The organism is Paenibacillus sinopodophylli, from assembly GCF_005930355.1.
GTDB classification, from domain to species: domain Bacteria; phylum Bacillota; class Bacilli; order Paenibacillales; family Paenibacillaceae; genus Pristimantibacillus; species Pristimantibacillus sinopodophylli.
Genome location: NZ_VDBO01000023.1, coordinates 26,440 through 50,441 on the forward strand (window position 1 = coordinate 26,440; position 24,002 = coordinate 50,441).

General features: G+C 47.5%; 17 protein-coding genes and 2 pseudogenes. 15 read left to right on the forward strand and 4 right to left on the reverse strand.

The features are described 5' to 3' along the window. Positions 1-228 precede the first annotated feature (228 nt). The 3 genes from FGT79_RS29695 to FGT79_RS29705 are packed head-to-tail and all read left to right on the forward strand — an operon-like array spanning position 229 to position 3,644. Positions 229-1,185 (forward strand): ABC transporter permease, encoded by a 957-nt coding sequence (locus FGT79_RS29695; RefSeq protein WP_246096689.1) that lies wholly within the window; start codon positions 229-231, stop codon positions 1,183-1,185. A gap of 13 nt (positions 1,186-1,198) precedes the next feature. Beyond that, on the forward strand, positions 1,199-2,077 hold the full coding sequence (locus FGT79_RS29700; protein WP_138756433.1) for a carbohydrate ABC transporter permease: 879 nt from the start codon (positions 1,199-1,201) through the stop codon (positions 2,075-2,077). Between the two features lie 37 nt (positions 2,078-2,114). Next, the gene (locus FGT79_RS29705; protein ID WP_138756434.1) at positions 2,115-3,644 is read left to right on the forward strand and encodes an extracellular solute-binding protein; all 1,530 of its coding nucleotides are present in this window, start codon (positions 2,115-2,117) and stop codon (positions 3,642-3,644) included. A 439-nt stretch (positions 3,645-4,083) separates the two neighbouring features. Here FGT79_RS29705 and FGT79_RS31700 read toward each other — a convergent pair whose 3' ends face one another. After that, positions 4,084-4,383, reverse strand: coding sequence for an excalibur calcium-binding domain-containing protein (locus FGT79_RS31700; protein ID WP_246096691.1), 300 nt, complete (start codon positions 4,381-4,383; stop codon positions 4,084-4,086). Continuing rightward, positions 4,369-4,767, reverse strand: a pseudogene (locus FGT79_RS32135) (NucA/NucB deoxyribonuclease domain-containing protein); the annotation flags it as partial. The gene FGT79_RS31700 and the pseudogene FGT79_RS32135, both read right to left, overlap by 15 nt. Here FGT79_RS32135 and FGT79_RS32350 point away from each other — a divergent pair. From FGT79_RS32350 to FGT79_RS29725, 3 genes and pseudogenes are all read left to right on the forward strand, one after another. Beyond that, positions 4,727-5,186: pseudogene (locus tag FGT79_RS32350) on the forward strand (IS66 family transposase); the annotation flags it as partial. The pseudogenes FGT79_RS32135 and FGT79_RS32350 sit on opposite strands and share 41 nt — an antisense overlap. A gap of 491 nt (positions 5,187-5,677) precedes the next feature. Beyond that, positions 5,678-5,917, forward strand: a complete 240-nt coding sequence (locus FGT79_RS29720) for a hypothetical protein (RefSeq protein ID WP_138756435.1) — start codon at positions 5,678-5,680, stop codon at positions 5,915-5,917. A gap of 311 nt (positions 5,918-6,228) precedes the next feature. After that, a complete protein-coding gene (locus tag FGT79_RS29725; RefSeq protein WP_138756436.1) occupies positions 6,229-7,686 on the forward strand; it encodes an MDR family MFS transporter in 1,458 nt (485 codons plus the stop codon). A gap of 1,227 nt (positions 7,687-8,913) precedes the next feature. Here the strand turns inward: FGT79_RS29725 and FGT79_RS29730 are convergent. Continuing rightward, a complete protein-coding gene (locus FGT79_RS29730) occupies positions 8,914-9,696 on the reverse strand; it encodes a VOC family protein (RefSeq protein ID WP_138756437.1) in 783 nt (260 codons plus the stop codon). A 117-nt stretch (positions 9,697-9,813) separates the two neighbouring features. Between FGT79_RS29730 and FGT79_RS29735 the strand changes: the two genes are divergently transcribed. The 9 genes from FGT79_RS29735 to FGT79_RS29775 all read left to right on the forward strand — a co-directional run bounded on the left by FGT79_RS29735 (position 9,814) and on the right by FGT79_RS29775 (position 23,543). Beyond that, a complete protein-coding gene (locus FGT79_RS29735; protein ID WP_171056521.1) occupies positions 9,814-11,628 on the forward strand; it encodes a cache domain-containing sensor histidine kinase in 1,815 nt (604 codons plus the stop codon). After that, the gene (locus FGT79_RS29740; RefSeq protein WP_138756439.1) at positions 11,603-13,219 is read left to right on the forward strand and encodes a response regulator; all 1,617 of its coding nucleotides are present in this window, start codon (positions 11,603-11,605) and stop codon (positions 13,217-13,219) included. Before FGT79_RS29735 ends, FGT79_RS29740 begins: the two co-directional genes overlap by 26 nt. Before the next feature lie 50 nt (positions 13,220-13,269). After that, positions 13,270-14,694 (forward strand): ABC transporter substrate-binding protein, encoded by a 1,425-nt coding sequence (locus FGT79_RS29745; protein ID WP_138756440.1) that lies wholly within the window; start codon positions 13,270-13,272, stop codon positions 14,692-14,694. A 213-nt stretch (positions 14,695-14,907) separates the two neighbouring features. Next, positions 14,908-18,174 (forward strand): glycoside hydrolase family 9 protein, encoded by a 3,267-nt coding sequence (locus FGT79_RS29750; RefSeq protein ID WP_138756441.1) that lies wholly within the window; start codon positions 14,908-14,910, stop codon positions 18,172-18,174. A gap of 166 nt (positions 18,175-18,340) precedes the next feature. Beyond that, on the forward strand, positions 18,341-19,309 hold the full coding sequence (locus tag FGT79_RS29755) for an ABC transporter permease (protein ID WP_138756442.1): 969 nt from the start codon (positions 18,341-18,343) through the stop codon (positions 19,307-19,309). Positions 19,310-19,328: 19 nt separating this feature from the next. Beyond that, positions 19,329-20,237 carry a carbohydrate ABC transporter permease gene (locus FGT79_RS29760; protein WP_138756443.1) on the forward strand — a complete coding sequence of 303 codons (909 nt, stop codon included), beginning with the start codon at positions 19,329-19,331 and terminating at the stop codon, positions 20,235-20,237. A 38-nt stretch (positions 20,238-20,275) separates the two neighbouring features. Next, on the forward strand, positions 20,276-21,889 hold the full coding sequence (locus FGT79_RS29765; protein WP_138756444.1) for an ABC transporter substrate-binding protein: 1,614 nt from the start codon (positions 20,276-20,278) through the stop codon (positions 21,887-21,889). Positions 21,890-22,109: 220 nt separating this feature from the next. Further along, on the forward strand, positions 22,110-22,481 hold the full coding sequence (locus tag FGT79_RS29770) for a hypothetical protein (protein ID WP_138756445.1): 372 nt from the start codon (positions 22,110-22,112) through the stop codon (positions 22,479-22,481). 600 nt (positions 22,482-23,081) lie between these two features. Then, positions 23,082-23,543, forward strand: a complete 462-nt coding sequence (locus FGT79_RS29775) for an SMI1/KNR4 family protein (protein WP_138756446.1) — start codon at positions 23,082-23,084, stop codon at positions 23,541-23,543. Between the two features lie 271 nt (positions 23,544-23,814). Here FGT79_RS29775 and FGT79_RS31705 read toward each other — a convergent pair. Continuing rightward, positions 23,815-24,002: hypothetical protein (locus FGT79_RS31705; protein ID WP_212758659.1), on the reverse strand; the 188-nt coding region annotated here is incomplete at its 5' end.

The following is a 24,002-nucleotide window of genomic DNA, read 5'->3' on the forward strand; positions in this document are numbered from 1 at the left end:
CGATGGTTTTGATTGCTTTGAGCCTTAATCAACAACTCTATACGTTATTGTTCGTTGAAACTGTGCTGTAAATCATAAAGCGTTAAATGCCACAACCTTGTAACCGCTTGCAAATGCGTAATAACAGCCACCTAACCGTAACTCTGTCCCGTTTCCGTTCTTCCACAGAACACTTACAATAACAATAGGAAGTAGATAACGGACATACGAAAGAGGTGATGTTGCGGTATGCAGAGGATGGAGAAAGTTGAGTTAACACAGAAGAGAGCGCATCCCGCGCGCGCGCGGTGGCTGCTGGACCTGAAGAGAGATTATGTGCTGTACCTGCTGTTGCTGCCAGGTTTGGCTGCGTTGCTGCTCTTCAAATATTTACCGATGTACGGCGTGGTGATCGCCTTCAAGGACTTTAATCTGATCAGCGGCATATGGGGGAGCCCGTGGGCAGGGTTCAAGCATTTCGAGGAATTGTTCAGGGCCCCCAAGTTCTACAGCGTGCTGGAGAATACATTGCTTATTAATTTCTACAAGCTGGTCTTTCAATTCCCGTTGCCTATTCTGCTGGCGCTAATGATTAATGAAGTGCGGAATCTGATGTTCAAGCGGTTTGCACAGACGATTACTTACTTGCCACATTTCTTGTCATGGGTCATTATTAGCGCGGTGTTCATAAATGTGCTGTCGCCACAAACGGGTATTCTCAAAAATGTATTCGCTTTCTTTGGTATGAGCCATATCATGATGATTGCGGACGAGCGGTTTTTTCGGGGAGTGCTTGTGGCTTCGTCAGCCTGGAAGGAAACCGGATGGTCCTCCATTATTTATCTGTCGGCGATTCTGGCTGTTGATCCACAGCTGTTCGAGGCGGCCAAGATCGACGGAGCGGGCAAGCTTAGACAGATCTGGCATATCACCTTGCCAGGCATCCGCAGTGTAATTGTCTTCATTATTATGCTGCGTATCGGAACGGCACTTGGCAACGACCTAGAGCAGGTGCTGATGTTATACAGTCCTTTCGTATACAGTGTAGGCGATGTTATCGGAACGTATGTATACCGGATCGGGCTTGGTCAGATGAAATACAGCTTCACGACGGCGATTGGTCTCTTCCAATCCTTGATTGGCATGGCATTGATATTCGGTGCCAACAAGTTAAGCAAGAAATTCGGCGAGAGAAGCTTATGGTAGGGAGGCTGTATAAATGAACACCAAGCTGCAATCCAAAGGAGAAACAGTGTTCTCCGTTACGAACTATATTTTGTTGCTGCTCGTCATTCTGATCTGTCTCATTCCCGTCGTGAATCTTGTGGCCAAGTCGTTCAGCGATGAAGCGAGCATACTAGCAGGAGACGTGTTCTTGTGGCCAATCAACTTCAATGTGGACGCATATGAGGTTGTGTTGAATAGCAAGAGATTTCTGGTATCCTTCCAAAACTCGGTTATCATCACGGTGTTGGGTACAATTCTCAACGTGCTGCTGACGATATTCACAGGGTACGCCTTGTCCCGTTCAAGGCTGCGGGGTGCCAAGGCGATTATGATGCTGTACGTATTTACCATGCTCTTCAGTGCAGGTATTATTCCTACGTATCTGATTGTAAAAGAACTCGGTTTGTTGAATTCATTATGGGCGCTTATTTTACCGTCACTTGTCAGTCCATTTAACATGATTATTGTGAGGCTGTACTTCTTTGGCATACCTGACAGCCTGGAGGAATCTGCAAAGATGGATGGCGCGGGTAACCTACGCATTTTGTTCCAGATTATGATTCCACTCGCGTATCCAGTTATCGCCACTATAGCGCTCTTCTGCGCGGTTGAATATTGGAATAGCTACTTCGATGCGTTAATGTACATTAACGATAGTGGACGTTTGCCTCTGCAAGTGTTTCTGAGAGAGATGCTGATGAGCGTGTCGGATGCAACGAGCAATATCGATATGCTGTCGAGCGCCGATGTGCCGCAGGAAGCGATTCGAGGTGCAACGGTTGTAGCGGCTACACTACCAATCGTGATCGTGTATCCTTTCTTGCAGCGTTTCTTCGTCAAAGGTATGGTGCTTGGCGCCGTCAAAGGCTGACTATAGCAAACAAAAAAATTGTGGGAGGTCAAAAGGGATGGGTATGAACAAAAAAACAAAGAAAATGGGTATTGTCCTGCTTCTACTGATGCTGACAGCAAGTGCGTTGGCAGCTTGCGGCAATACAAAAAATGCTGGCAATGGCAAGGGAGCGGACGCATCGGCGGCTCCAACAACAGCGGCGACGAAAGCGCCGAAGGAGAAGGTAACGCTTCGTATTCTCGGCGAAAACAATATGGAGGAATTTCCGGCAGGTTCCGATGTGAATAACAACGTCATTATTAATGAGCTTCGCGAGCGGACCGGATTCGATATTCAATGGGAGCTGATGCCGAAGGACCCTGAAGTGGCCAGGCAGAAGCTGAACGTGCTTATGGCTTCCGGAGACACGCCGGATCTGATCATCCTGAGTAACAAAGGGATTTTCGGAAACTTCGTGCAGCAAGGTTTGCTGACGCCACTGAACGATCTGCTCGAATCCGACGGACCCGATATTAAGAGCACATTGACGGAGGAACAATGGAAGTCGGCTACCTTCGAAGACCAAATTTACGCGGTCCGCACGGTCAATTTCTCCAGTGCAGTCAACGGACTGCTCGCAAGGAAAGATCTGCTTGCGGCAGCTGGTGTTGGTGAGATCAAGACGCAAGAGGAGTTTTACCAAGCTCTAAAAGCATTGAAGGCGAAGGATCCGTCGATCATCCCGTACGCCGCCAATTTGGCGCAAGGATTATCCTCCCTGGATGCCATCGCAAGCATGTTCTACCCGCCGGTTGATTATGTCCAGCAGGATGGCAAGGTAGTGTATACGCCGCTATTGCCTGCCGCTAAGGAGTTCCTGGCATTCGCGAACAAACTGTATGCAGAAGGGCTGATCGATCAAGAAGCGATTGTATCGAAATCAGAAAATTTGAAGGAAAAGCTGGTTAGCGGACAAGCGGCCATGAGTACGGTGGGCTGGTACGAAGAGCCATCGATCAGCAAAGCGTTGGCGGAGAAGAAGCCTGGTGCAGAGATGGTATTTATGGCGCCACCGGTTGGCGATAACGGTGCTGCAGGATTCTCCCGCAACTCCACAACTGCCAAATATTTTATGATTCCGAAGGCGAGTAAACATGCACAGGAAGTGATGCAATTCCTGAACAAAGTAACGAATGACGAAATCATCAATTTGATCTCGTTCGGCCTCGAAGGCACGCATTACGAGTTGAAGGACAGCAAGCTTGTCGCACTTCCAGAGCAGGAGAATATCCGTTACCGCGTATATTACAATATGTTCGACACGATTGAGCTTGGATTGCAGCGCCTTGAGCAGAAGGGATTTGCGCCTTACTTCGAGGCTGTAAATAAAACGGCTAAACACGAAAACGTGGTAAATCTTGTTCCGCCGGTCGAATTGGTCGACAAGACGAACCAAGAGCTGATTGATTTGCGCAACGAATATTTCTTGAAAATGATCACAGGAGCGCTACCGTTGTCAGCCTATGACGAGTATGTGACAAAATTCAAGAAGCTTGGCGGCGAAGCGGTTATTGAAGCACTGAACACCGCGTATAACGGCAACTAAAACACAAACGAAGCGGTATCTTGCAGCTTGCAGGATACCACTTCGTTTTTCATGCGGCCTAGGGAGTCGAATAAGCTTTCGGCCACTCAGTCGAATCGTGAGGGTGGGCCAAGACGATATACTAGTCGAGCATCGGAATTGCAAACGATAACCGCTAAGGGAAAAGCTTGTTAAAAGATTTGCCGATCCCATGTATCCTGACGGGCAGTATTCCTATTATGAAGAAATGGTAGGTTAGTAAGCTGCTGAAGGGGCTCGTTTGCTATTAGGTACAGTATGGTTTCTCTCCACTCCTATCTATACTTTTGGACTCTTCTTGAGTGCGAGCCACCTTTCAAGGTGGCTTTTTTTATGGATGATCTATACCAATTTAGTCAGGAATTTAATGCTAGTAGAATGAAAAGAAAAATAGGGATTGAACTATACAACTCCTTTTAATTTACTCACATCCGAAGCCGTCACCATCACGATCAAGCTTACGACTATAGCCAGGATCACCTTCATAAATCGGATTAACACCAGCAGCTCTAACAGCAGTACAGTTAGCATAATAAACGGTTTCCTCAACCACAACTGGATTTTCAGTTGGTTTTGCAGTAGGCGTGTTTGTAGTTATTGGTTTTTCTGTTGTAGCAGGTTTCTTAGTGGCTAATGGCTTTTCTGTCGCGACCTCAACCTCGGCTGTATTGGGTATAGCTGAAATGACTGTTGCGTCTGATTTTCCTATGACAAACAACACTTTTGTTCCATCCTTCAAATCCTTGAGTTGATTACCTACCCATGAGCCAGCGCCCCGATTGTCAGAGGGAGTAACATAAGCGATATTTGCACCTGTACCACCTTCAGCGCACAAAGCCATAGGCCATTCATCACGGTCAAAACCTTTTTTTTGTATCAATCCCTTTTAAGGATTCTGCGCGATTATTTTCTGCTCCGGCTCTATTAATCGTACATACAGCTGATTTTCCATCTTTTTTGCATTGAGTATGTGAGCTGCCGTTTCGGGGAAACGATCAGAAGGGAACTCTAATGTAACCTCAGCAGCATGACTAGTTCCTTGTGAAGCTTCAGGCGTAGAATAACGAGAACTGGAGGAAAAGACACCGGATGAGCGCCATAGCACTCGGAAGGCGAAAAGCCAGCCGATTCTGGAGGCTTATTTAAGTTGGCTTCGCCAGCAGCGATCGCGTACGCTTCCCAAAAGCCTGCTCTGGCAAGCGATTACGTATAGCCTCAATCAATGGGACAAGCTATCGGCGTTCCTGCTTAGATGGACGTTTGGAAATCGACAATAATCGAAGCGAACGGTCCATTAAGCCGTTTGTGATCGGGAGAAAGAACTGGCTGTTCGCGAATACACCTCGCGGCGCGAAGGCCAGTAGCATTATCTATAGTGTAATCGAAACGGCAAAAGAAAACGGGCTAAATCCAAACAAATATCTAAACTATTTGTTTGAGCAACTACCGCATCTCAAGGATCCGAAAGATTCGGAAGCGTTAGATCGTTTGCTTCCTTGGTCGGTATCGTTACCGCTAACCTGACGAGTGTTTACATCTTAATACCAGCATAGTTCAACCCCTCATCCTTCAACAAGGTGGGGGTTATTTGACACTACGATCAGAACGGCAAGACACTTCTTCAAGCAGAATGTTACGAGAAACAAGGAAATGATCTGGAATTTAAGTTGATCAAAATCAACATAATTTGGGCAGTATCGAATTCGCTGGTCGAGTTTGATACTGCCCTATTATTAATTGCTAAGAAAAATAGTTGTTTGAATGACGGAGAGCTTTTTCCACTTTGGCAGTAAGTTTTAGATTAAGAATACTTCTACTAAGGATGCGGTATGGCTGGTTGGTAGAAACCCCACTCACCATCATCGGGGCTAAGATTAACCTTGCTTCATCCCTTCTCCTTTTTTCAGCTCAGAGGCTACTTTATCTGTCGTCCAAAGGTTCAAAACTCTTGACAATTGATCGCAGATGCTGTGAAAAATTGAAGCCAATACGAAAGACAGAAAAGGAGGAGCTGTATGCACAGAGTGGACAAAATCAATTTTACGCTCTTTTACGGTGAAGTGCCTGAAGCAAAATGTTATGGTTACATGGAGTTGAATCAGGATGGCAATAGGTTCGTGCTCTACAATAGGTATGGTGAGGAAATAGACATGTATGGTGGACATGAATTTGTTAGGGTACGGACGCTTGGCAAATTTGATAACGAAGACCGTGACAATTTTTATTCCTTGTTAGAAAGTGATGGTGTAGGATAATCTGCACGACAGGCTGACGATTCGGTGCCAAGGCGCTATGAAAAGTCGGCCTTTTTAATTTATTTGCCTTGTTGAGTTAACCGGCACGTTATCATAATCCCAAAATCTCATCCTGTCAAGAGATAATGTGCAAATGAGCGACATAGCGGGGGATCCCCCCTGATGGTTTCGAAATATGAATGAATTTCCGAGTATAAAGAGCGATTTCGCTTTTTCCAATTCAGCCAGCTTCTTGTAAAATGTTCTTAGGCCGACTGGACAATATGGGATATACAAACAACAGAACGAAAAGAACATTCGGGAGGTAGAAGATGAACGAGCAGGTTCACGATGCAAGTGGATTGAAGAGAGGGGCGATGTTAGCCGCTCTACTCATCGGTGCATTTGTTGCATTTCTTAACGAAAATTTACTTACAAATGCATTTCCAGGATTGATGCGGGAATTCAACGTTGCTGCTTCGACCATACAATGGTTATCGACGGGTTATATGCTCGTAATCGGCGTACTGGTGCCGGTGACCGCATTGCTGCAGCAATGGTTCACGACTCGCCAGATGTTTATGTCTGCGATGGCGTTATTTTTAGCCGGTACCTGCTTGTGCGCAGTATCCCCTGGATTCGAAATCTTGCTGATGGGCAGGGTTGTTCAGGCTTGCGGGACAGGATTATTGATCCCGTTGATGATGAATACGATTCTTGCCCTCTATCCTCCGGAACGCCGAGGTGCGGCCATGGGTCTCATGGGGCTGGTCATTATGGTCGCCCCTGTCATCGGGCCAGCTTTGTCGGGTCTGGTCATCGATACCTTACACTGGCGATGGCTATTCTATATGGTGATTCCTTTCGCATTGTTTTCGATTATTTATGCATTCATGTACTTAAAGAATGTGACAGAACTAACCAAGCCAAGGGTCGATCTTTTATCCATTTTGATGTCAACCATCGGTTTCGGTTGCGTCATCTTCGGCTTCAGCCGAACAAATGTCTGGTCTGAGCCTGAGGGTTACAGTTTGATTGCCATAGGCAGCCTCTTCTTGCTCTTGCTTGTATGGCGGCAGCTCAAGATCAAAGAGCCTTTGATTGATCTTTCAGTATTCCGGCATCCCACTTTTTCTTTGGTTGCGGTATTGGTAGTAGTCCTGATGATGGTTCTATTCGCCACCACGACATTGCTGCCGATCTATATGCAGGATGTGATGCAGTTGACAGCATTCGCGACAGGTTTACTTCTGATGCCAGGCTGCATTTTAAACGCAATCATGATGCCGGTGACGGGAATATTATTCGATAAATTCGGGCCGAGATTCGTCATAGTGCCCGGATTGCTCTTGATCGCCATATCGTTATGGCAATTTGCCGGCATCGACAGTAATACTGCGCAAGGTTCCGTTCTATTCAATCATGTCCTCTTATTCTTAGGCATATCGTTCGTCGTCATGCCGGCTCAGACAACAGGATTGAATCAACTTCCGCGTCATCTGGTCCCCCATGGCACAGTCATATACAATACGCTCCAACAGATTGCTGGGGGAATTGGCATCGCATTGTTCATCGGCATCATGTCATCCGGAGCCAATCGTTATCTTCACCATTCGCTCGATCCCACTGCAATGCATGAGAAAACACAAAGCATGGTTGCTGGTCTACAAACGGTTTTTTGGATTGAATTTATTCTCGCGATGCTTGTTTTGGTGCTGGCTTGGTTTATAAATGGTCGTCTTTGTGTCGATTCTTCTCAAACGAAAGACCCCAAAAACCTGTTGCCTTAGGGGTCTCAAAACACTTATTCCACAGCATTCCCCCACCATACCCACAACAAAATTTTTCGCCCTACTTGTGATATGGTTCAGCTTAACGGGTCTATCGGAGAAAAATCCGACTAAGTGTGCCGCGCGAAGTACCGTCAGGGTCAATTGATGTTTTTAGAAAGTACAAAATTCTTTGCTGCTTTTCCAAGTCCATTGTTTAGTTAGCCCCCGTTTTCATTTAACTAATAATTGAAACGCAAACACCCCTATTCGAATAAGAAATAGGGAAGCTACCACGACGCTAGCGATGAACTACTTCATCCAAGAGTAAAACTGATGACGAGTGACTTGAATTCGCTTTGCAAGTTAGTTGCCTTTTACCACTTGCACGAAGAGCCGCGATGCGCATCTCCCACTTCATTCGAATCTCTTCTCTGGCCATAGAATATCCTCTGTTTGGCATCTGAGGAGGATTATCTCATAGCGTATTCGTGATTCAAAGGTGTGGAGAGTTTGACGCTTACTTATAAGCCCATAAAAGGCACCTATAAAGTTTGGGCAAATGCTATTCCATTTGTCGACTCGACACATGTGGTATGAGGAAACATAATATTATACTATTGGGACAAAATAGGAACAAACTTCGTCACCAACCGATACTCGCCGTCAAAACGGACCGGAATGCCAAAAGGAATTGGATATAAATTTATGATATCAGATACCCATGTCATCACTGGCAATGATGAATTCAAGAACTCAATTAAAGATACAACTCCAATTACGTTTATTATAAGAAAAAAACCTACAGGTTCAGGACAAGACTCTCCACTCCTATCTATACTTTTGCACTCTTTTTGAGTGCTAACCACCTTTCCAGGTGGCTTTTTTTTATCTACGACGGCACAATCATATAACAGGATTTTCCCGTTCTTTGTCGAATAGATAAGGGAGAAGAATTTGCTAGGAGATGACCCTTATGCTTTCGAAAAATCGCCTCTGCACTGTACCAAAGATATACTTCAAATCAGAATTAAGCAGTTGCCCACATTGTGAATCTAAGCTGGTGCGATTCCATACCGCTTGGAAGAAAAAAATCTCTACGTTGTCAGGCGTCATTCACGCGTGGAGCATGGTTCGAAGAAGTTATATTCCTGTTCAAGAAACCGTAGTCCGGCCTCCTCGATAAAGCATTTGAAACCCACCGATTCAAGAAAATTAGCGACTCTTCGCCACATGCAACGTGCAGCTTCAGTTGATAAAAATAGCAGCGCCATAAGCAAGATTAGTGGCTATCGTTAACCTATCTTCATTCTTATTGGCGGATAATAAATGGAGTTCAGATATCCGATGCCACTGCGCTTTTCGAAGGACAATCTTGTACTGCTTCTCAAGTGTAAACTGACATTGATCGTTTTGTTTGGAAATAGTAGAGTCGGTGAAAATGAGCCTATAGGCTGCAACCCATCGTTCAAGATCAGGCACATCGATTACTAACGTATCAATACCAAGCGCATCATTGGCATGAGTATGCTCATTTGCATGTCCATTAGTGTGAGGAATATAGTCACTCATAAAAAAAGGAATGCTAGTTGCTTGTGGCATCGCCATCCACCAGGTTTGCTTGTTGCCATCTCGCAACCTTTTACTTATATTAATTTTCTTAGACAGCTTCACGCCAGCCTGCCGCATCTCTTCAACATTCGCTTCAGCCTGACCGCTAGGCACACTGTCCAGTGCATAATCGTTAATCCCATCCTCACTCTTGATATAGTATATGAGGCGATTAATCATTTCCCGGTGCAGTGGACGAAGCAGTTTAAGCAGCCCCAGAATAAGCTTATTCGGCAAGTTAATCGGCTTGGGATCATAGATCTCTAGAAATGATCCATTCTGGAAATAAATCATCGCATTATGCGCCTTAGACGGATCAGTCCGATAGGATACAGTAAAACCTAACTTCTCAAAATCGTTTACTGCCCGTGCAAGTTGACTGGTTTTAATTAAAACGTGACCAATTGCAAATTTGCCCATACGCTCATCCTCCTCCTGATGTTGGTGTACTTTGATGAGAGCCTATCCTGGCGGTTAACGCTACTGAATTATAATAGATCAATAGTTGTGGGGAGACTGACAATAAGGAGAGCTGCTATGCCTTGGAATACAATCAGGCCGGCAATACTGAACCGCTATCTGTTTACGATAAGCATCAGGAACAGAATTCTTCTATATTTTTCCATTCTTATTTTGCTTCCGATTTCGGTCATTTCCATTACGATCTATAATAAATCTTCGGAAATCATTACCGAGAAAATCAATGCTTCCGTTGAAGAGAAGCTGCATATTATTGCTGCCAATATCATTCAGAAGTTCGAAACGATAAGCAATATTTCGTCCGAAATCTATTTAAACCGCGACGTGATCGATATTCTCTCCTCGCAGCATCCGGCTGATCCCACGGAGATTATCAGCGAAATGTCCATGCTGGACAAGCTGCTCTCCAACTACTCCGTGACGAATAACGCGCAGGACTTGTTTCTGCCCCGCATTTATATGTTTAACCGACCCGAGTATTTGTTGTATAGCTTCACGGATAAGGTGTCCGATCTTACGGTAATCGAGAAGGAAGATTGGTATAAGAGACTGCCCTCCAATGCGGAATATACACTGGTCGGCACGGATGAAATATCGGTTTACTCAACACGCATGAATTCGATTAAAGTAGCCCGAAGACTATACGGACTGGACAATATGAGCATTCAATTCAGCGGCGTGCTGACCGTGGATATCGGAAAGGATTATTTCAATTCCATCCTCAGCAATTCCAAGCCGACATCGGGCAGCTCAACCTTCATCATAGACGGCAACCGCAATATTATTCTCAATTCGCACCAAGCCGACATGCAAGCTGTTTTTGAAAGCGGTAACGCCCCCTTCGGAACCTGGAGTGAGGCCAAGGTGAACCCGGATTTTCTTGTGACGTCAGAAAAAATGGAGCAGTTCAATTGGACCATCGTCACTTTAACTCCCTTCAGCGAACTGAACAGGGAGCTCGTCTCCTTCAGAAGGGTCATTTATACAGTCATGATCATTTGCGGCATCGTGGCGCTGCTGATGGCGCTGCTGCTCTCGGACAATATCTCCTATCCTATTCGCAAGCTGGTTAATTCCATGAAGGTCGTGCAGCGCGGAAATTTCGATATAAGCCTGAAATATAAACGGAACGATGAGTTTGCCTATCTTTTTCACTCCTATACGAAGATGATTCATGAAATTAAGGAGTTGATCGACAAGCTGTACATCAGCGAGGTTACGCAGAAAGAAGCGGAGCTCAAGGCGTTACAGGCCCAGATCAATCCGCATTTTTTGTACAATACGCTGGATTCGGTCAACTGGATGGCACTGGAGCTTAACGCGCCGAATATCAGTACGATGGTGACTTCCCTGTCCAACTTCTTCAGATATAGCCTGAGCAAGGGAAATACGATTATTTCGATTCGCGAAGAGAAAATGCAGGTGGAGAGCTATCTCATCATTCAGAAAATACGGTTTCAGGAGAAGCTCGACTATACGATCGATTTCTCCAACGACATCCTCGATTGCTTGTCGGTCAAGCTGATTTTGCAGCCGCTCGTTGAGAACGCCATTCTGCATGGCATTAACAAGAAGCGGGGCAAAGGGATCATTGCCATCACGGGCATTCAATCCGATTCGCTAATCGAAATTACCATACGCGATAACGGAGCGGGTGCTGACGTGGAAGAGTTAAACAGCGTGCTTACGGACAAGAAAAGTTCGACGAATTTCGCCATCCGAAACGTGAATGACCGAATTAAACATTACTTTGGCAGCGAATACGGACTCAACTTCAGCCGCAATGAAGATGCGGGCGTTACCGTAACCCTAAGATTTCCAGCGGTGAAAACAATGGAGGGATTACATGTTGCGAATGATTATAGCGGATGATGAATCAATCGTCAGGCGCGGGCTCAGGAACGTGATCAATTGGGAAACGTTCGGAATTGAAGTCGTTGCTGAAGCGCAGGACGGCATGGAAGCGCTGGAATTATGCAAAGAGCTGGCGCCCGATATTTTGTTTACGGATATCCGGATGCCTATTATGGACGGGCTCGAACTGGCTATGAAGCTGGAAGAGCTGGGCAGCCCAATCCGAGTGATCTTCATCAGCGGCGTCCAGGATTTCAATTACGCGAAGACGGCGCTCGATATCAATGCTGACGGTTACGTCCTGAAGCCCGTTGTCGTAACCGAGCTTAACGAAGTGATTGGCAAGGTCGTAAACCGGATCAAGCTCGGGCGCAAGCAGCACACCGAGCTGCAGCAATTGAAACGTCAAATCCATGAGAATTTTCCGGTTATCCGGGAAAACTTCCTGCGTAATCTGGCGGGCGGCGTCTATGTGAATGACGTGGTTATTCACGGCAAGCTGGAGTATTTCCAGATTCCGTTATTGCCCGACGAAAGCTTTCTCGTATCGATTTTGCAAATGGACGATTATGAGCGGAAAACCGAAAATATGTCCGAAGAAGATAAACAAATACTGAGCTTCAGTGTCTCCAATATCGTAGAGGAGATCGTGACCAATGCGGCGGCAGGCGTAAGCTTCCGCAGCAATGAAAATGAATTCATCCAAATCTATAATCAAAGTGCGCTTTTGAACAAGAAATATTCCGAAATAAGCGCTGAAATCGTATTGTGTCTGGAGAAATTCCTCAAGATATCCGTCTCTATTGGTATCGGGAGGCCGATCGGCAATCTATCGGCCGTCAACTCCTCGTTGAAGGATGCGCGCACCGCTTTGCAATATAAATTTTACACCGGCAAAAATTCCATTCTGGACATCGGCGACATTCATGTGATGACAGAAACCGGCAGCGGCAACAGCAATTCCTCCGGCTTCTATGCGGAGGAGGGTGAGCTAATGAACAGCATCAAGCTGGGGGACGTTGATGGCGCCTCGACAGCGATCTCCCGCCTATTCGATTCGCTCGGCCAGGACAGGAGCACACCGGTCGATTACATCCAAGGCATGTGCGTCGAACTGATATATATCGCTTCAAGAACGGTCCAGGATCTGGGCGAGAATTTGAACGGGATGGGCGAGAAACGTTCCATCCTGATCGAGACGATCTACAAGAAAGAAAGCGTAACGGATCTTCGGCAATATATGCTGAATCTGTTTGCGGATATGGCGCGATATTTTCTGAAAAAGTACAATCAGAAAAACGCGAAGGTGATCGGCAGAATCAAGGAAATCGTCGATCAAAGCTACAATGGGGATATTAGTGCCGCCAAAATTTCCCGAGAAGTGTACCTGACTCCCAACTATATCAGTATGATCTTCAAGCAGGCCACGGGAGAAACGATAACCGAATATATTACGAAGGTCCGAATGGAAAAAGCCAAGCATTTGCTGAAATCGACCGATCTTAAAATTCTCGAAATTGCCGAAAAGGTCGGGTACGAAGATCCGCATTATTTCAGCAAGGTTTTCAAGAAATATACGGGGATCCATCCACAGAAGCACCGCATGTAGACAAGTACAGGCGCTTAAAGCATCTGATAAGGAAAGGAGTTGGACCAATAATGACTGGGCGGCGCAGCAGGCGGATCGCCTTAATCGCGGGTTTGTCCCTGCTAATCATTCTCTTGATTAAATGGGGTGTCCAGCCTGAGGGCGGAGATTCCGAACGGGCCGGTACGGAGGTTTCTTCCGCGCCAAAGCCGGAAAAAGTTCACATTCAGTTTGCCCAATGGTCCGTTCCTTCGACCAAGCAGGTCGAGGAGACGATCTCCCGATTTAATGAAGCTCACGACCGCATACATATCGATCTGCTGAATATCCCACTCGAGAGGTATATCGAGACGCTTAATATGTTGAACGCTTCCGGCAAGGGGCCGGATGTTTTCGAGCTGCCGCGGGAATGGCTGAACAGCTACATCATTAAGGGGTGGGCTGCCGATCTTTCCGCAACGGCGGACACGTCGTTCATGGAGCCGTTCCCGGAGTGGGCCGTTGCATTCAGCCGGGAGCCGATCGACAGCGACAAACAATTTTATTCGATTCCCTCCAGCCAGATCACTTACAGGCTAATTTATAACAAGGAGCTTTTTCGGGAAGCGGGGCTGGATCCCGAAGCACCTCCCGAAACGTTTGCCGAGTTGAAGACGTACGCCAATGCGATCAGTAAAGCGGGAACAGGCAGAAGAAAGTACGGCATGGCCATGCCTATGGGAGAACAATGGATGGGCTTCGTGCAACCGATGGAGGCGCTCAACAGCTACAGCGGGCTGTATTATTACGATTTTGCCAATGGGAAATACGACTTGACGGTATATAAGCCTTGGATGGATACAATCGGAGAGTTGAATAAAACCGGGGGGTTCTTCCCCGGTATGGAAAATATGAAGACCAGCCAGGCCATGGCGCAATTTGCCGACGGCAATATCGGCATGATGATCGTGGCCAGTTGGCAAGCTTCGCTGCTTTTCGATTCATTTGCGCCAAAGATCAGCTGGGGCATTGCATTGCCGCCTGCCATCGATGAGGCGAGTTCAGGCAATGGTGCGGTGAAAATCAATACGGCCGGCTGGAATATCGTGAACGCAAGCTCCAAAAATGCCGTCGAGGCACGAGAGGTGTGGCAGTTTCTGTACTCGGATGCGTATACGGGTTATCTGTTTGACCGGAGTGCCATGCTTCCGGTCAGCCGCGGCTTGATGAAGCAGCCGGAAGACGAGGCTGACGCTGTAACTGCTGTGACCGCCAAGTTCAGCAGCTTCTTTCCCGGCAGTCAGGATTCCATCTATCCGAACTCCCCTTTGGCCATGGAGGAATGGTCTCGCAAGGATATTTATATGACGGTTCTTGAAGATACTCCCGGGAATGCCTCGTTGCTTGAAGAGAGCAATCGGCTCAATACCATTCTGGACGTTGCCGTGACGGCGAAAACCGTGGATATCAACCGCTATCTCGATCCGGATTTCGATCCGCGCCATCCGATGAAATAAGTTCGCATGAATCCGTTCAGCCGGCCAAAGAGCATAGAAATTTACACCAGACTATAGATCATTACATTTACCGTCCGTGCGGCAAAGATTAAACTGAGAAATGTAATCGCATTCATGAAAAGGTTCAGGGAGGGAGGGCGCACCAAAACGGAAAATCGGATCGGGATCAAGCACGTTGCAAACCAATCGCGATAGGAACGGAGATGCGGATTAATGGGGAATGGGAATAAGTGGGTTAAGAAAGGGTCGAGAAAGGTATTAGCATTAACTTTGGCGGTCGTCTTGCTGCTTTCGGGGGTTTCCGTACCCGAACAGGCGGATGCCGCCGTCGTGTCGAAAGTCGTTGTCTCCCAGGCCGGTTACAGCTCGGGCGATTACAAGGTGGCTTACGTGATTTCGGACGGGATATTGGCGGATCAAACGTATCAAGTGTACGACGGCGCAACGCAAATCGCCGCCGGAACGATGGTTTATGAGGGAATAACGTGGGGGGACCATGTCTATTCGATTAACTTTTCGTCCACGACAGCAACCGGTACCGCTTTCACGTTGAGGTCGAACGGCATCTCTTCCTACACTTTTCCTGTTCAGACGAATATTTGGGACGGCTATAAGGATGAAATGACCGCGTACTACCGGATTCAGCGCTCGGCTACGGCAACGATCGATGCGCTGCCGCCCGGCTATACGAATACCGCGTTGTCCGCCAAGGCCTATCACGCAGCCGGCAATTTGGACAGTGCGAAGGATACGACCGGCGTATTCAGAGATCTGACCGGCGGCTGGTACGACGCGGGCGATTATGGCAGATATGCGGGCAATCAATGGGTTGGCGCGGAGATTGCCCTTGCTTACGTGCGTAACGCATCATCGTCGTTGGTTCGCTACGATAACGATGCCAACGGCGTGCCCGATCTGATTGACGAGGCGAGATTCGGTTCGGAATATCTAATCAAATTCGCCAACGAGCTGGGCGGGGCCTTCTACAATATTAAACCGAGCAGCGGAAGCTGGCTGCATCCGGACAAACTGACCGACAATATACCGGGTACGGCGGATGACTGGGTGCTTTCCAACTTGAGCATCGGCGGTTCCTCCAAAGGAGCGGCTACCCTAGCCGCCACTGCCCGGGCCATTAACAGCGCGATCGCGGGCGGATATATCACGCCGAGCAAGGTGACGGAATTTCAAGCCTTCGCCGCCGATTGTCTAGCAGCGGCTGAGACCGATTACAATTATGCCGTCGCCAACAGCAGCGGTCCCGAAGGCAGCTACGAGGCGATCGGCGGCTTGGCGAATTCCCTGCTATTCGCCGAAGTAGAATTATATTTATTGACTGGAAACCCCGCTTACAAAACGTCGGCAACAAGCCGGATCGCTTCCTTAACCTTCAACGATGTACGGACGACGAATTACTGGGATGTACGACCGCTTGCACTTGCGGAATTTCATCCTGTAGCCGACTCGGCGACCCAGAATACGATCAAGAGTCTGCTGAAACAAAGAATGGACTATTTTCTTTCCTCCGCGGACGATACGCCTTACGGAGTATTGAATGAGTTCAGCGATTTCGGCGTGAATGAGCCGCTCGCTTCTTACATCGGAGACGCCATCCGGTATTACGAACTTTTCAACGACCCGGCGGTGCTGCGTGCCTCCAAAAAAGCGCTCTACTGGATTATGGGCAATAATCCGTACAACAAGAGCTGGGTGTCGGGAATCGGTACGGATTTCGTGAAATTCGCGCACACCCGTCTAGATGAAGAGGCGTATTTAAGCACCAACACGGGGATCGTATTCCCGGGAGCAATGGTGAGCGGGCCGAATATTACGGAACCGGGCATTCACACCGGTACAAGTCCGTGGTATGTAGACAGAGGAGTAGCGGCGGACGGAGCCAGCCAGTGGAGGTACAACGAGCACAGTATTAGCATTCAGGCCGGCCTGCTCTACTCCATTATGGCGCTGACCCGGCTCAATACCAATCCTGTCGGCGGGTCCGATCCTGTGAAAGTACCGGTAACTTGGCCCGTGATCGGCGATAAGGTGACCGGCAATGTCACGATATTCGCCCAGCCTGAAGCGAATGTGTCGGAAGTAAACTATGCTTTCGGCGGCGAACGCTCTTCCTACAACGCGATGACTGCGGTCAATGGCATATATACGGCAACGATCGATACAAGCAGCGAGAAGGCATTCGCCAACAAACGCGTCGTCGTCAGGGCTGCCGATCTGTCCGGGAATAAGAGCTATAGCGCCACCCATTTCAGTATTGCGGCCCCGCTGCCCGATCCGAGTACTCCGCTGCTCTACGATGACTTCGGCGGCAACGGATCATGGGGAAGTCAGAAGGGCTTTAACTGGATCAATTGGTATACCGGAAACGGCGGGACAGCCGGTTACGAGAAAATCACCGACGGAACCAGAACGGTCGGAAAGTTCACCCAAACGCCGGCAAGCAGCAGCTCCCAAGCGAAATTCGAGCCTTGGCATGACGAAATCGATCTGTCGGGGTACCGCTATTTGAAGGTGAGCGTCAAAAATCCCGGCTACGGCAACTCGCGGATTTTGTTCCAAATCAATGACGGCACTTTAACCCGCGATTTGGGCGGCGGTTTTCTGAACGTGCCGACGGTTTATACCGATTACAGTTTTGATCTCAATGCGATTCCCGGAATAAACAAGAAGAAAATACATCTGGTCATCTGGCTGAAGCAGGCGACAGGGGTGTACGGGGAAATGTATGTGGATGATATCCAGGCGGTGAATACGGCCAGCGGAAGCGCGCCTGTCATCAGTAATAACGCGGTGTCCGCTTCCAGCGGCACTCCGGGAACGTTGTTTACGTATACGGCCGATTATACGGATGCGAATAATGAAAAGCCGTACAGAATGCAGGTCGTGATCGATGGCGTTATCAAGGATATGACAGAAGTGAACGCGGCAGATACCGTCTATTCGGACGGAAAAAGCTACGCCTATTCCACCTACCTGCCTGCAGGGACGCATGTCTATTACTTCCGCACCACGGATACGACTTCGAACGAAGTTACGACGTCCAGCGTGTCTGGGCCGTCGGTCAGCAATACCGCCGGGATCAGGTACGAGTCGGAGCATGGAACGCGTACAGGCGGCGCATGGGCGGCAGGCGGCGGCAGCGGATTCTCCGGCACCGGATACGCCGCGGGATTTAATGCTGTTGGCGACAGCGTAACCTCGACGGTAAGCGTGCCTGCCGCAGGCAGCTATACGCTCAAGACGCACTATTCGAACGCCAATGGTACCGCTAGGACGATGAGCCTTTATGTCAACGGGGTTAAAATCAGCCAAAAAAGCTACGCAAGCACGGGAAGCTGGAATGTGTACGCAGATGCCGCCAATGAAACCGTCTCTTTGAATGCCGGCAGCAATACGATCAAATATCAATACGATTCCGGCGATGTCGGAGGCGTTAATCTGGACTATATTCACGTCCAGTAACCTTGACTGCGGCAAAAGCCCGCCGGTAGCTGCGGCGGGCTTTTGCCGTTTTAATGTGCAGTAGATCCTGACTTCAATGTGCATAGAATTTTACACCTGAGTATAGATCAGTCCATTTACCCTATTAAGGCTATGAAAGATAATAAAGGTACAAACGAGGGGAGGAATGATCACAATTAGCAGCCTGCAAAGCCGATTGAAATCACGGCCGTTATTACATGAATTAATAAAGAACAGAACGCTGTTTCTCATGCTCGTTCCCGGGCTGGTGGTGCTGCTCCTTAACAACTACCTGCCGATGTTCGGGGTGGTGCTGGCGTTCAAGGATTTCAAAATGTCGTCCAGCAGCTTTATAAACAGCCTGTTTACAAGCGAATGGGTGGGGTGGGAAAATTTCAAATTCTTCATGGATTCCTCATACGGCTTTCAAATTACGCGCAACACGATTCTGTTTAATTTGCTCTTTATTGTACTAACGTTAGTGACCGCGGTTCCAGCTGCCATCGTTCTAAACGAGCTGAAAAACCGCCGGCTGGCCAAGATGTACCAAACCGCGATGTTTTTCCCGCAGTTTTTGTCATGGGTCGTTGTCGCGTTTCTCGCTTTTGCTTTCTTCAGCGTTGACGCCGGCTTCATAAACCGCTTTATTATGAATCCGCTCGGTTTTGAATCTATCCAATGGTATACCCATCCTGAATACTGGATTTTCATCCTGCCGCTGGTCAGTATCTGGAAGTCGCTCGGGTATAATACGATCATCTACATTGCCGGAATATCCAATATCGACGTGGAGCTGTACGAAGCGGCAGTCATAGACGGCGCGGGCAAATGGAAGCAAACGATTAGCATCACGATTCCAATGCTGATGCCCCTGATGATCATTTTGACGCTTCTGTCCTTGGGCAGAATCTTCAACGCGGATTTCGGGTTGTTTTATCAGGTTACGCAAAACTCGGGAACCTTGTATCCGGTAACGCTTGTCATCGATACTTATGTTTACAACGCGCTTAAAGTAACGGGGGATACGAGTATGTCCACGGCCGTCGGACTTTATCAGGCCGTGGTGGGATTGGTACTGGTGCTGACCGCCAACTGGGTGGTCAAAAAAATCAATTCGGATCATGTGTTATTTTAGCAAAGCGAGGTTAGAGCCGATGTTGCATTCGGGAAAAATGAAAAATCAAATCTCATCAGGAGCCAATGCCACATTTAATCTGATGTTTATCGTTATTGTTTTGCTATGCATCAGCCCGCTTATATTGGTTGTGATGGTGTCCATTACGGATGAGCAAACGTTGGGCGTGAACGGTTACAGCTTCTTCCCGGAGAAGTTCAGCTTCCTCGCTTACCGATATATTTTGAGCGACATGAACCAGATCTTTCAATCTTATGGGGTGTCGCTGTTCGTTACGATTGCTGGAACGCTGCTCAGCCTGCTTATCATTTCGTTGTATGCTTATACGCTTTCGCGAAAGGAATTCAAATACAGAAACTGGTTTTCCTTCCTTGTCTTTTTCACTATGTTATTCAACGGCGGGCTCGTGCCGACCTTTCTGGTCTATACGAAGCTGCTGGGCTGGAGCGATACGTTGTGGATGCTGATCTTCCCTTCGTTAATGACGCCGATGTACGTCATTATCATGAAGACGTTTTTCGCCACCAGCATTCCCGACTCGCTGGTGGAATCGGCCAAAATAGACGGGGCGGGCGATTTCAGAATCTTTTTCTCCATTATTATCCGCCTGTCAACGCCGGCGCTGGCAACGATCGGCCTGTTCAATACGCTTCATTATTGGAATGACTGGTTTACCGCACTTATGTATATCACCAGCGATGAATTGATGCCTCTGCAGTTTCTGTTGTTCCGGGTGCAATCGTCGCTGGCTTATCTGATTCAGATCTCGGCCCAGACGGGACAAGGCTCTCTGAGCATGGCGGATTTGCCCGGACAAAGTGCCCAAATGGCGCTTTGCGTAATCGCTATCGGCCCGATCATTATGGCATACCCGTTTTTCCAGAAATATATTGTCAAAGGTTTGACCATAGGCGCAATCAAGGGCTAATCCCATCCGGTCTGCCTGTCTGGCGGAGCGGTCGGTTAGTGATAGAATTTAAAATTAGGGGGGCAAGTATGAACAGCATCGGGAAAAAGGGCACGAGAAAACGTGCGGGATTGGCCGTCATTTTAATGGCTGTATTGGCTATGGCGCTGGCGGCATGCAGCACGAACAATGCCGTAAAAACGGCGGTAACAACGCCTCCGGCATCGGAGACGGCAAGCGAAGAAAAGTCCAGCGAGGCGGCGACACCGGTCGACGAATTGCCACCGGTTGAATTAAACTGGTATTTGCCTGGGACCCCGCAGAAGGACACCGAGCAGATGGAACAAGCTTTGAATGAATACCTGAAAGACAAGATTAACGCCACGATCAAGCTGAACCTGGTTGATTGGGGCAGCTGGTCGGATAAATTTCCCGTCTTGCTGGCCTCGGGCGATAACGTGGATATTATGTTCACTGCGGGCTGGAGCCAGTTCGCCCAAAGCGTAGCCAGAGGGTTTTTCACCGATCTGACTGAGCTGCTGCCGAAGTATGCCCCGAACACGTATGCCAATTTACCCAAGCCGCTGCTGAACGGAGCAACCGTGAACGGTAAGCTCTATGCTTTGCCGACAAGCAAGGAAATTGCCCATACTTACGGATTCGGTTACAGCGTGGAGCTGGCGGAGAAATTCGGCGTTGCAGAGGATTTGCAGAAATTTGAAACGCAAATGCCGAAGTTGGAGGATTTGGAACCAATTTTGAAAAAGGTGAAGGAGCAGGATTCCTCCATCTCACCGCTGGGCGGTAGCGTGTCGCAGGATTATGCGGCGATTTTCACCGATTTTGATCCGGTGGGCGATCAGAATATCCCGGGCAAATTGTATCCCAACAGCGATACGAAGGTCATCAATGAACTGGAGACGCCGGAATATCTGGCCTTATTGCGGACGGTTCATAAATATTACAAGGAAGGGTATGTCCGGCAGGATGCGATCTCAGTCAAGGATGAATCCCCGTTCAAGAAGGGACAGAAGATTTTCCTCATTTCCGGTGTGACCAAGCCGCTGGCCAACGAGGAATTGGGCTCATCTTACGGCTATCAAATGAAGCAATTTTCCGTATCTAAGCCCTTCATTACGTCTAACGATACGCAAGGCTCCATGAACGCCGTGGCTACGACGTCCAAAAATCCGGAACGGGCGCTGATGTTCCTGGAATTGGTGAATAGCGATCCATTCGTCAACAACACGCTCAACTACGGCGTAGAGAATGTGCATTACGTGAAAAAGGGCGATAACGTCATCGATTTTGCGCCAGGCGTCGATGCTCAGAATACGGGCTATAACCCGAATGCCTTCTGGGAATTCGGCAACCAATTTCTGAACTATTTCCGCGTCGGGCAGAATACCGCCAAGTGGGAGCAATTCAAGGCTTACAACGATTCCGGCGTACCAAGCAAGATCCTGGGCTTTAACTTTGACGCGGAGCCTGTCAAAACGGAAATCGCCGCCGTCATCAATGTGAAGAATGAGCTATGGCCCAGCATCGCGACAGGTACGGTAGACCCTGACGAGAACTTGTCGAAGCTGATCGACAAGCTGAAGAAGGCGGGGCTGGACAAGATCATTGCCGAGAAACAGCGTCAGATCGACGAGTGGCTGGCTGCTCAGTAACGAGAGAGATGCTTTGAATACTTGCAGGCTCCTGCCGCATTCCTTCCGTGGGCGTAGGAGCCTGCTTTTTGATAGGGTGCTCTTATTAAAAGAAAGTCGACTTACATGGTGAAATTTATCGTCATACTCGAAGTTGAATATTTCGGTGCGGTAGAGCCGCTCGGTTAATCTGTCAGAGCTACCTTGTTAGCCACGATGTTAATGGAAAGAGCCACAATCTATGAAAAATGACTTTGATCGCTCAATTGAAATATATAATCCGAATGGAAAGGCATTCATACCCTTTTTTGTGGAATTATTGATAAAATTAAGAAAAGAAGTTGTTTTTATTATTGATGAGGATCTTCCTGTTGAAGAAGGTACCCCACTAAAGCATGCAGCCGCTATAACACACTTTCTTAAAGAGTTTGAAGCTAAAAGTGAGATAAAGCTAGTAATACATACTCCCGACTTGGAAGGGTTCTACAATATAGATCTTGAACAAATCGGTGAATTGTTAGGAATGTCAAACAGAGTGAGAAGGAGTAAGAAGGGGTGTCTTAATTTTTTAGCAGCTTTTTTTTCAGTGACGAAGAAAATAAAGAGCGGTTGAGAGGGCACGTATTAGGAACAGCAGATGAGGATCAATTCAAATTCCAGTGATGAGACCCTTGATAAAAGCAAGGAGAGACGTCTCTTTCGAGTCGCCCTTCCCAATTTAAGAGCAAATGTCATTCCTATGTTTTGATTGTACTCCCTGTCACCTCGTCACATGTAGTATGAGGAAACACAATATTATTCTATTGGGACAAAATAGGAACAAACTTCGTCACCAACCAATACACGGTGTCAAAACGGACCGGAAAGCGAAAAGTCATCGGATTTAAATTTATGGTATCAGATGCCCATGTCATCACTGGCAACGATGAATTCAGGAACTCAATTAAAGATACAACCCCAATTACATTTTTAGAAGAATAAAATCTACAGTTTCAGGATAAGACTCTCCACTCCTATCTATACTTTTGCACTCTTTTTGAGTGCAGCCACCCGTTGGGTGGCTTTTTTTATTGCTCATGAATTGTTTTGTCTGCTGAAGGCTAAGAATAAGATTTATTTAAACGTTATTACGAACTGGCAGCTTACGTTAATGAAGGAATTATAGGAGTTCTTCCCGAATTATGAGCTATACCACTAGGAAGCAGGTTTATATATGAAAAGTGATCATTTGTTAAAACTTCTACATGATAAGAAATTACATACCGTTCGTCCATTTCAAGGGTGTAGCGAAAAAGAAATAACGTTACTTGAGCAAGAAATGGCAATCAAGTTACCAGCATCTTATCGGCATTACTTGCTTGCTGTTGGTCATAATTCGGGAAGATTGTTTCAAGGCACAGATATGGGGTTTTCACAATTAAAGGAACTTCAATACGCAACCAAGGAATTATTGCACGAGAATAATCAACCGATATTGATGCCTGAGAGTTCTTTTGTATTCTCAATGCATCAGGGCTATGAAATTAGATTTTTTGAATTAAGAGCAGGGGATAATCCACCAATTTTAGAATGGTACGAGGGTAGCAAAAATGGGATAGTTACGATCTTTGATACGTTTGAAGAGTTTCTTTCTGATTCAATTTATAAGCATGCAGCTACAAAGTGGCTTGATTGAACTCCCACGGTAAAATGTAGTTTCCTCACGAATGCTCGCTTTTTCGCAGGATCTCTCCCAATAGATAAATCGCTATTCGGATAGAAGAGGGGTGTAGCGTCAAATTCGGCAACGGAAGCGCATGCGGGAACAGAAGGGGCGAGTTTTCGCTCCTTTTTTACTGTTCTGTTGCACGCTTCTCCACGTATTTCCGGAGGCTTTCACTCCCATTTCTCGACGGGTCGATGCCCTTTTATTCCTTCGTTACGCCTATCCGGTGGGTGGAGGCCGGTTATCCTAACGGTACGGGTCTGTGCCCTTTTGCTCCATGCAATCCGGTACTCCGTGCAGTCTTGAGATCCCGCGAATAAGCCAGTATTCGTGCTAATTGAGAAGCGGTTAGGCAGCTTGTTTCATAGGGAAGATTCGATTCGGTTCGTAAGCTTCGCCGCTCTGTGCCATAGCAACCAGAACGCGTGC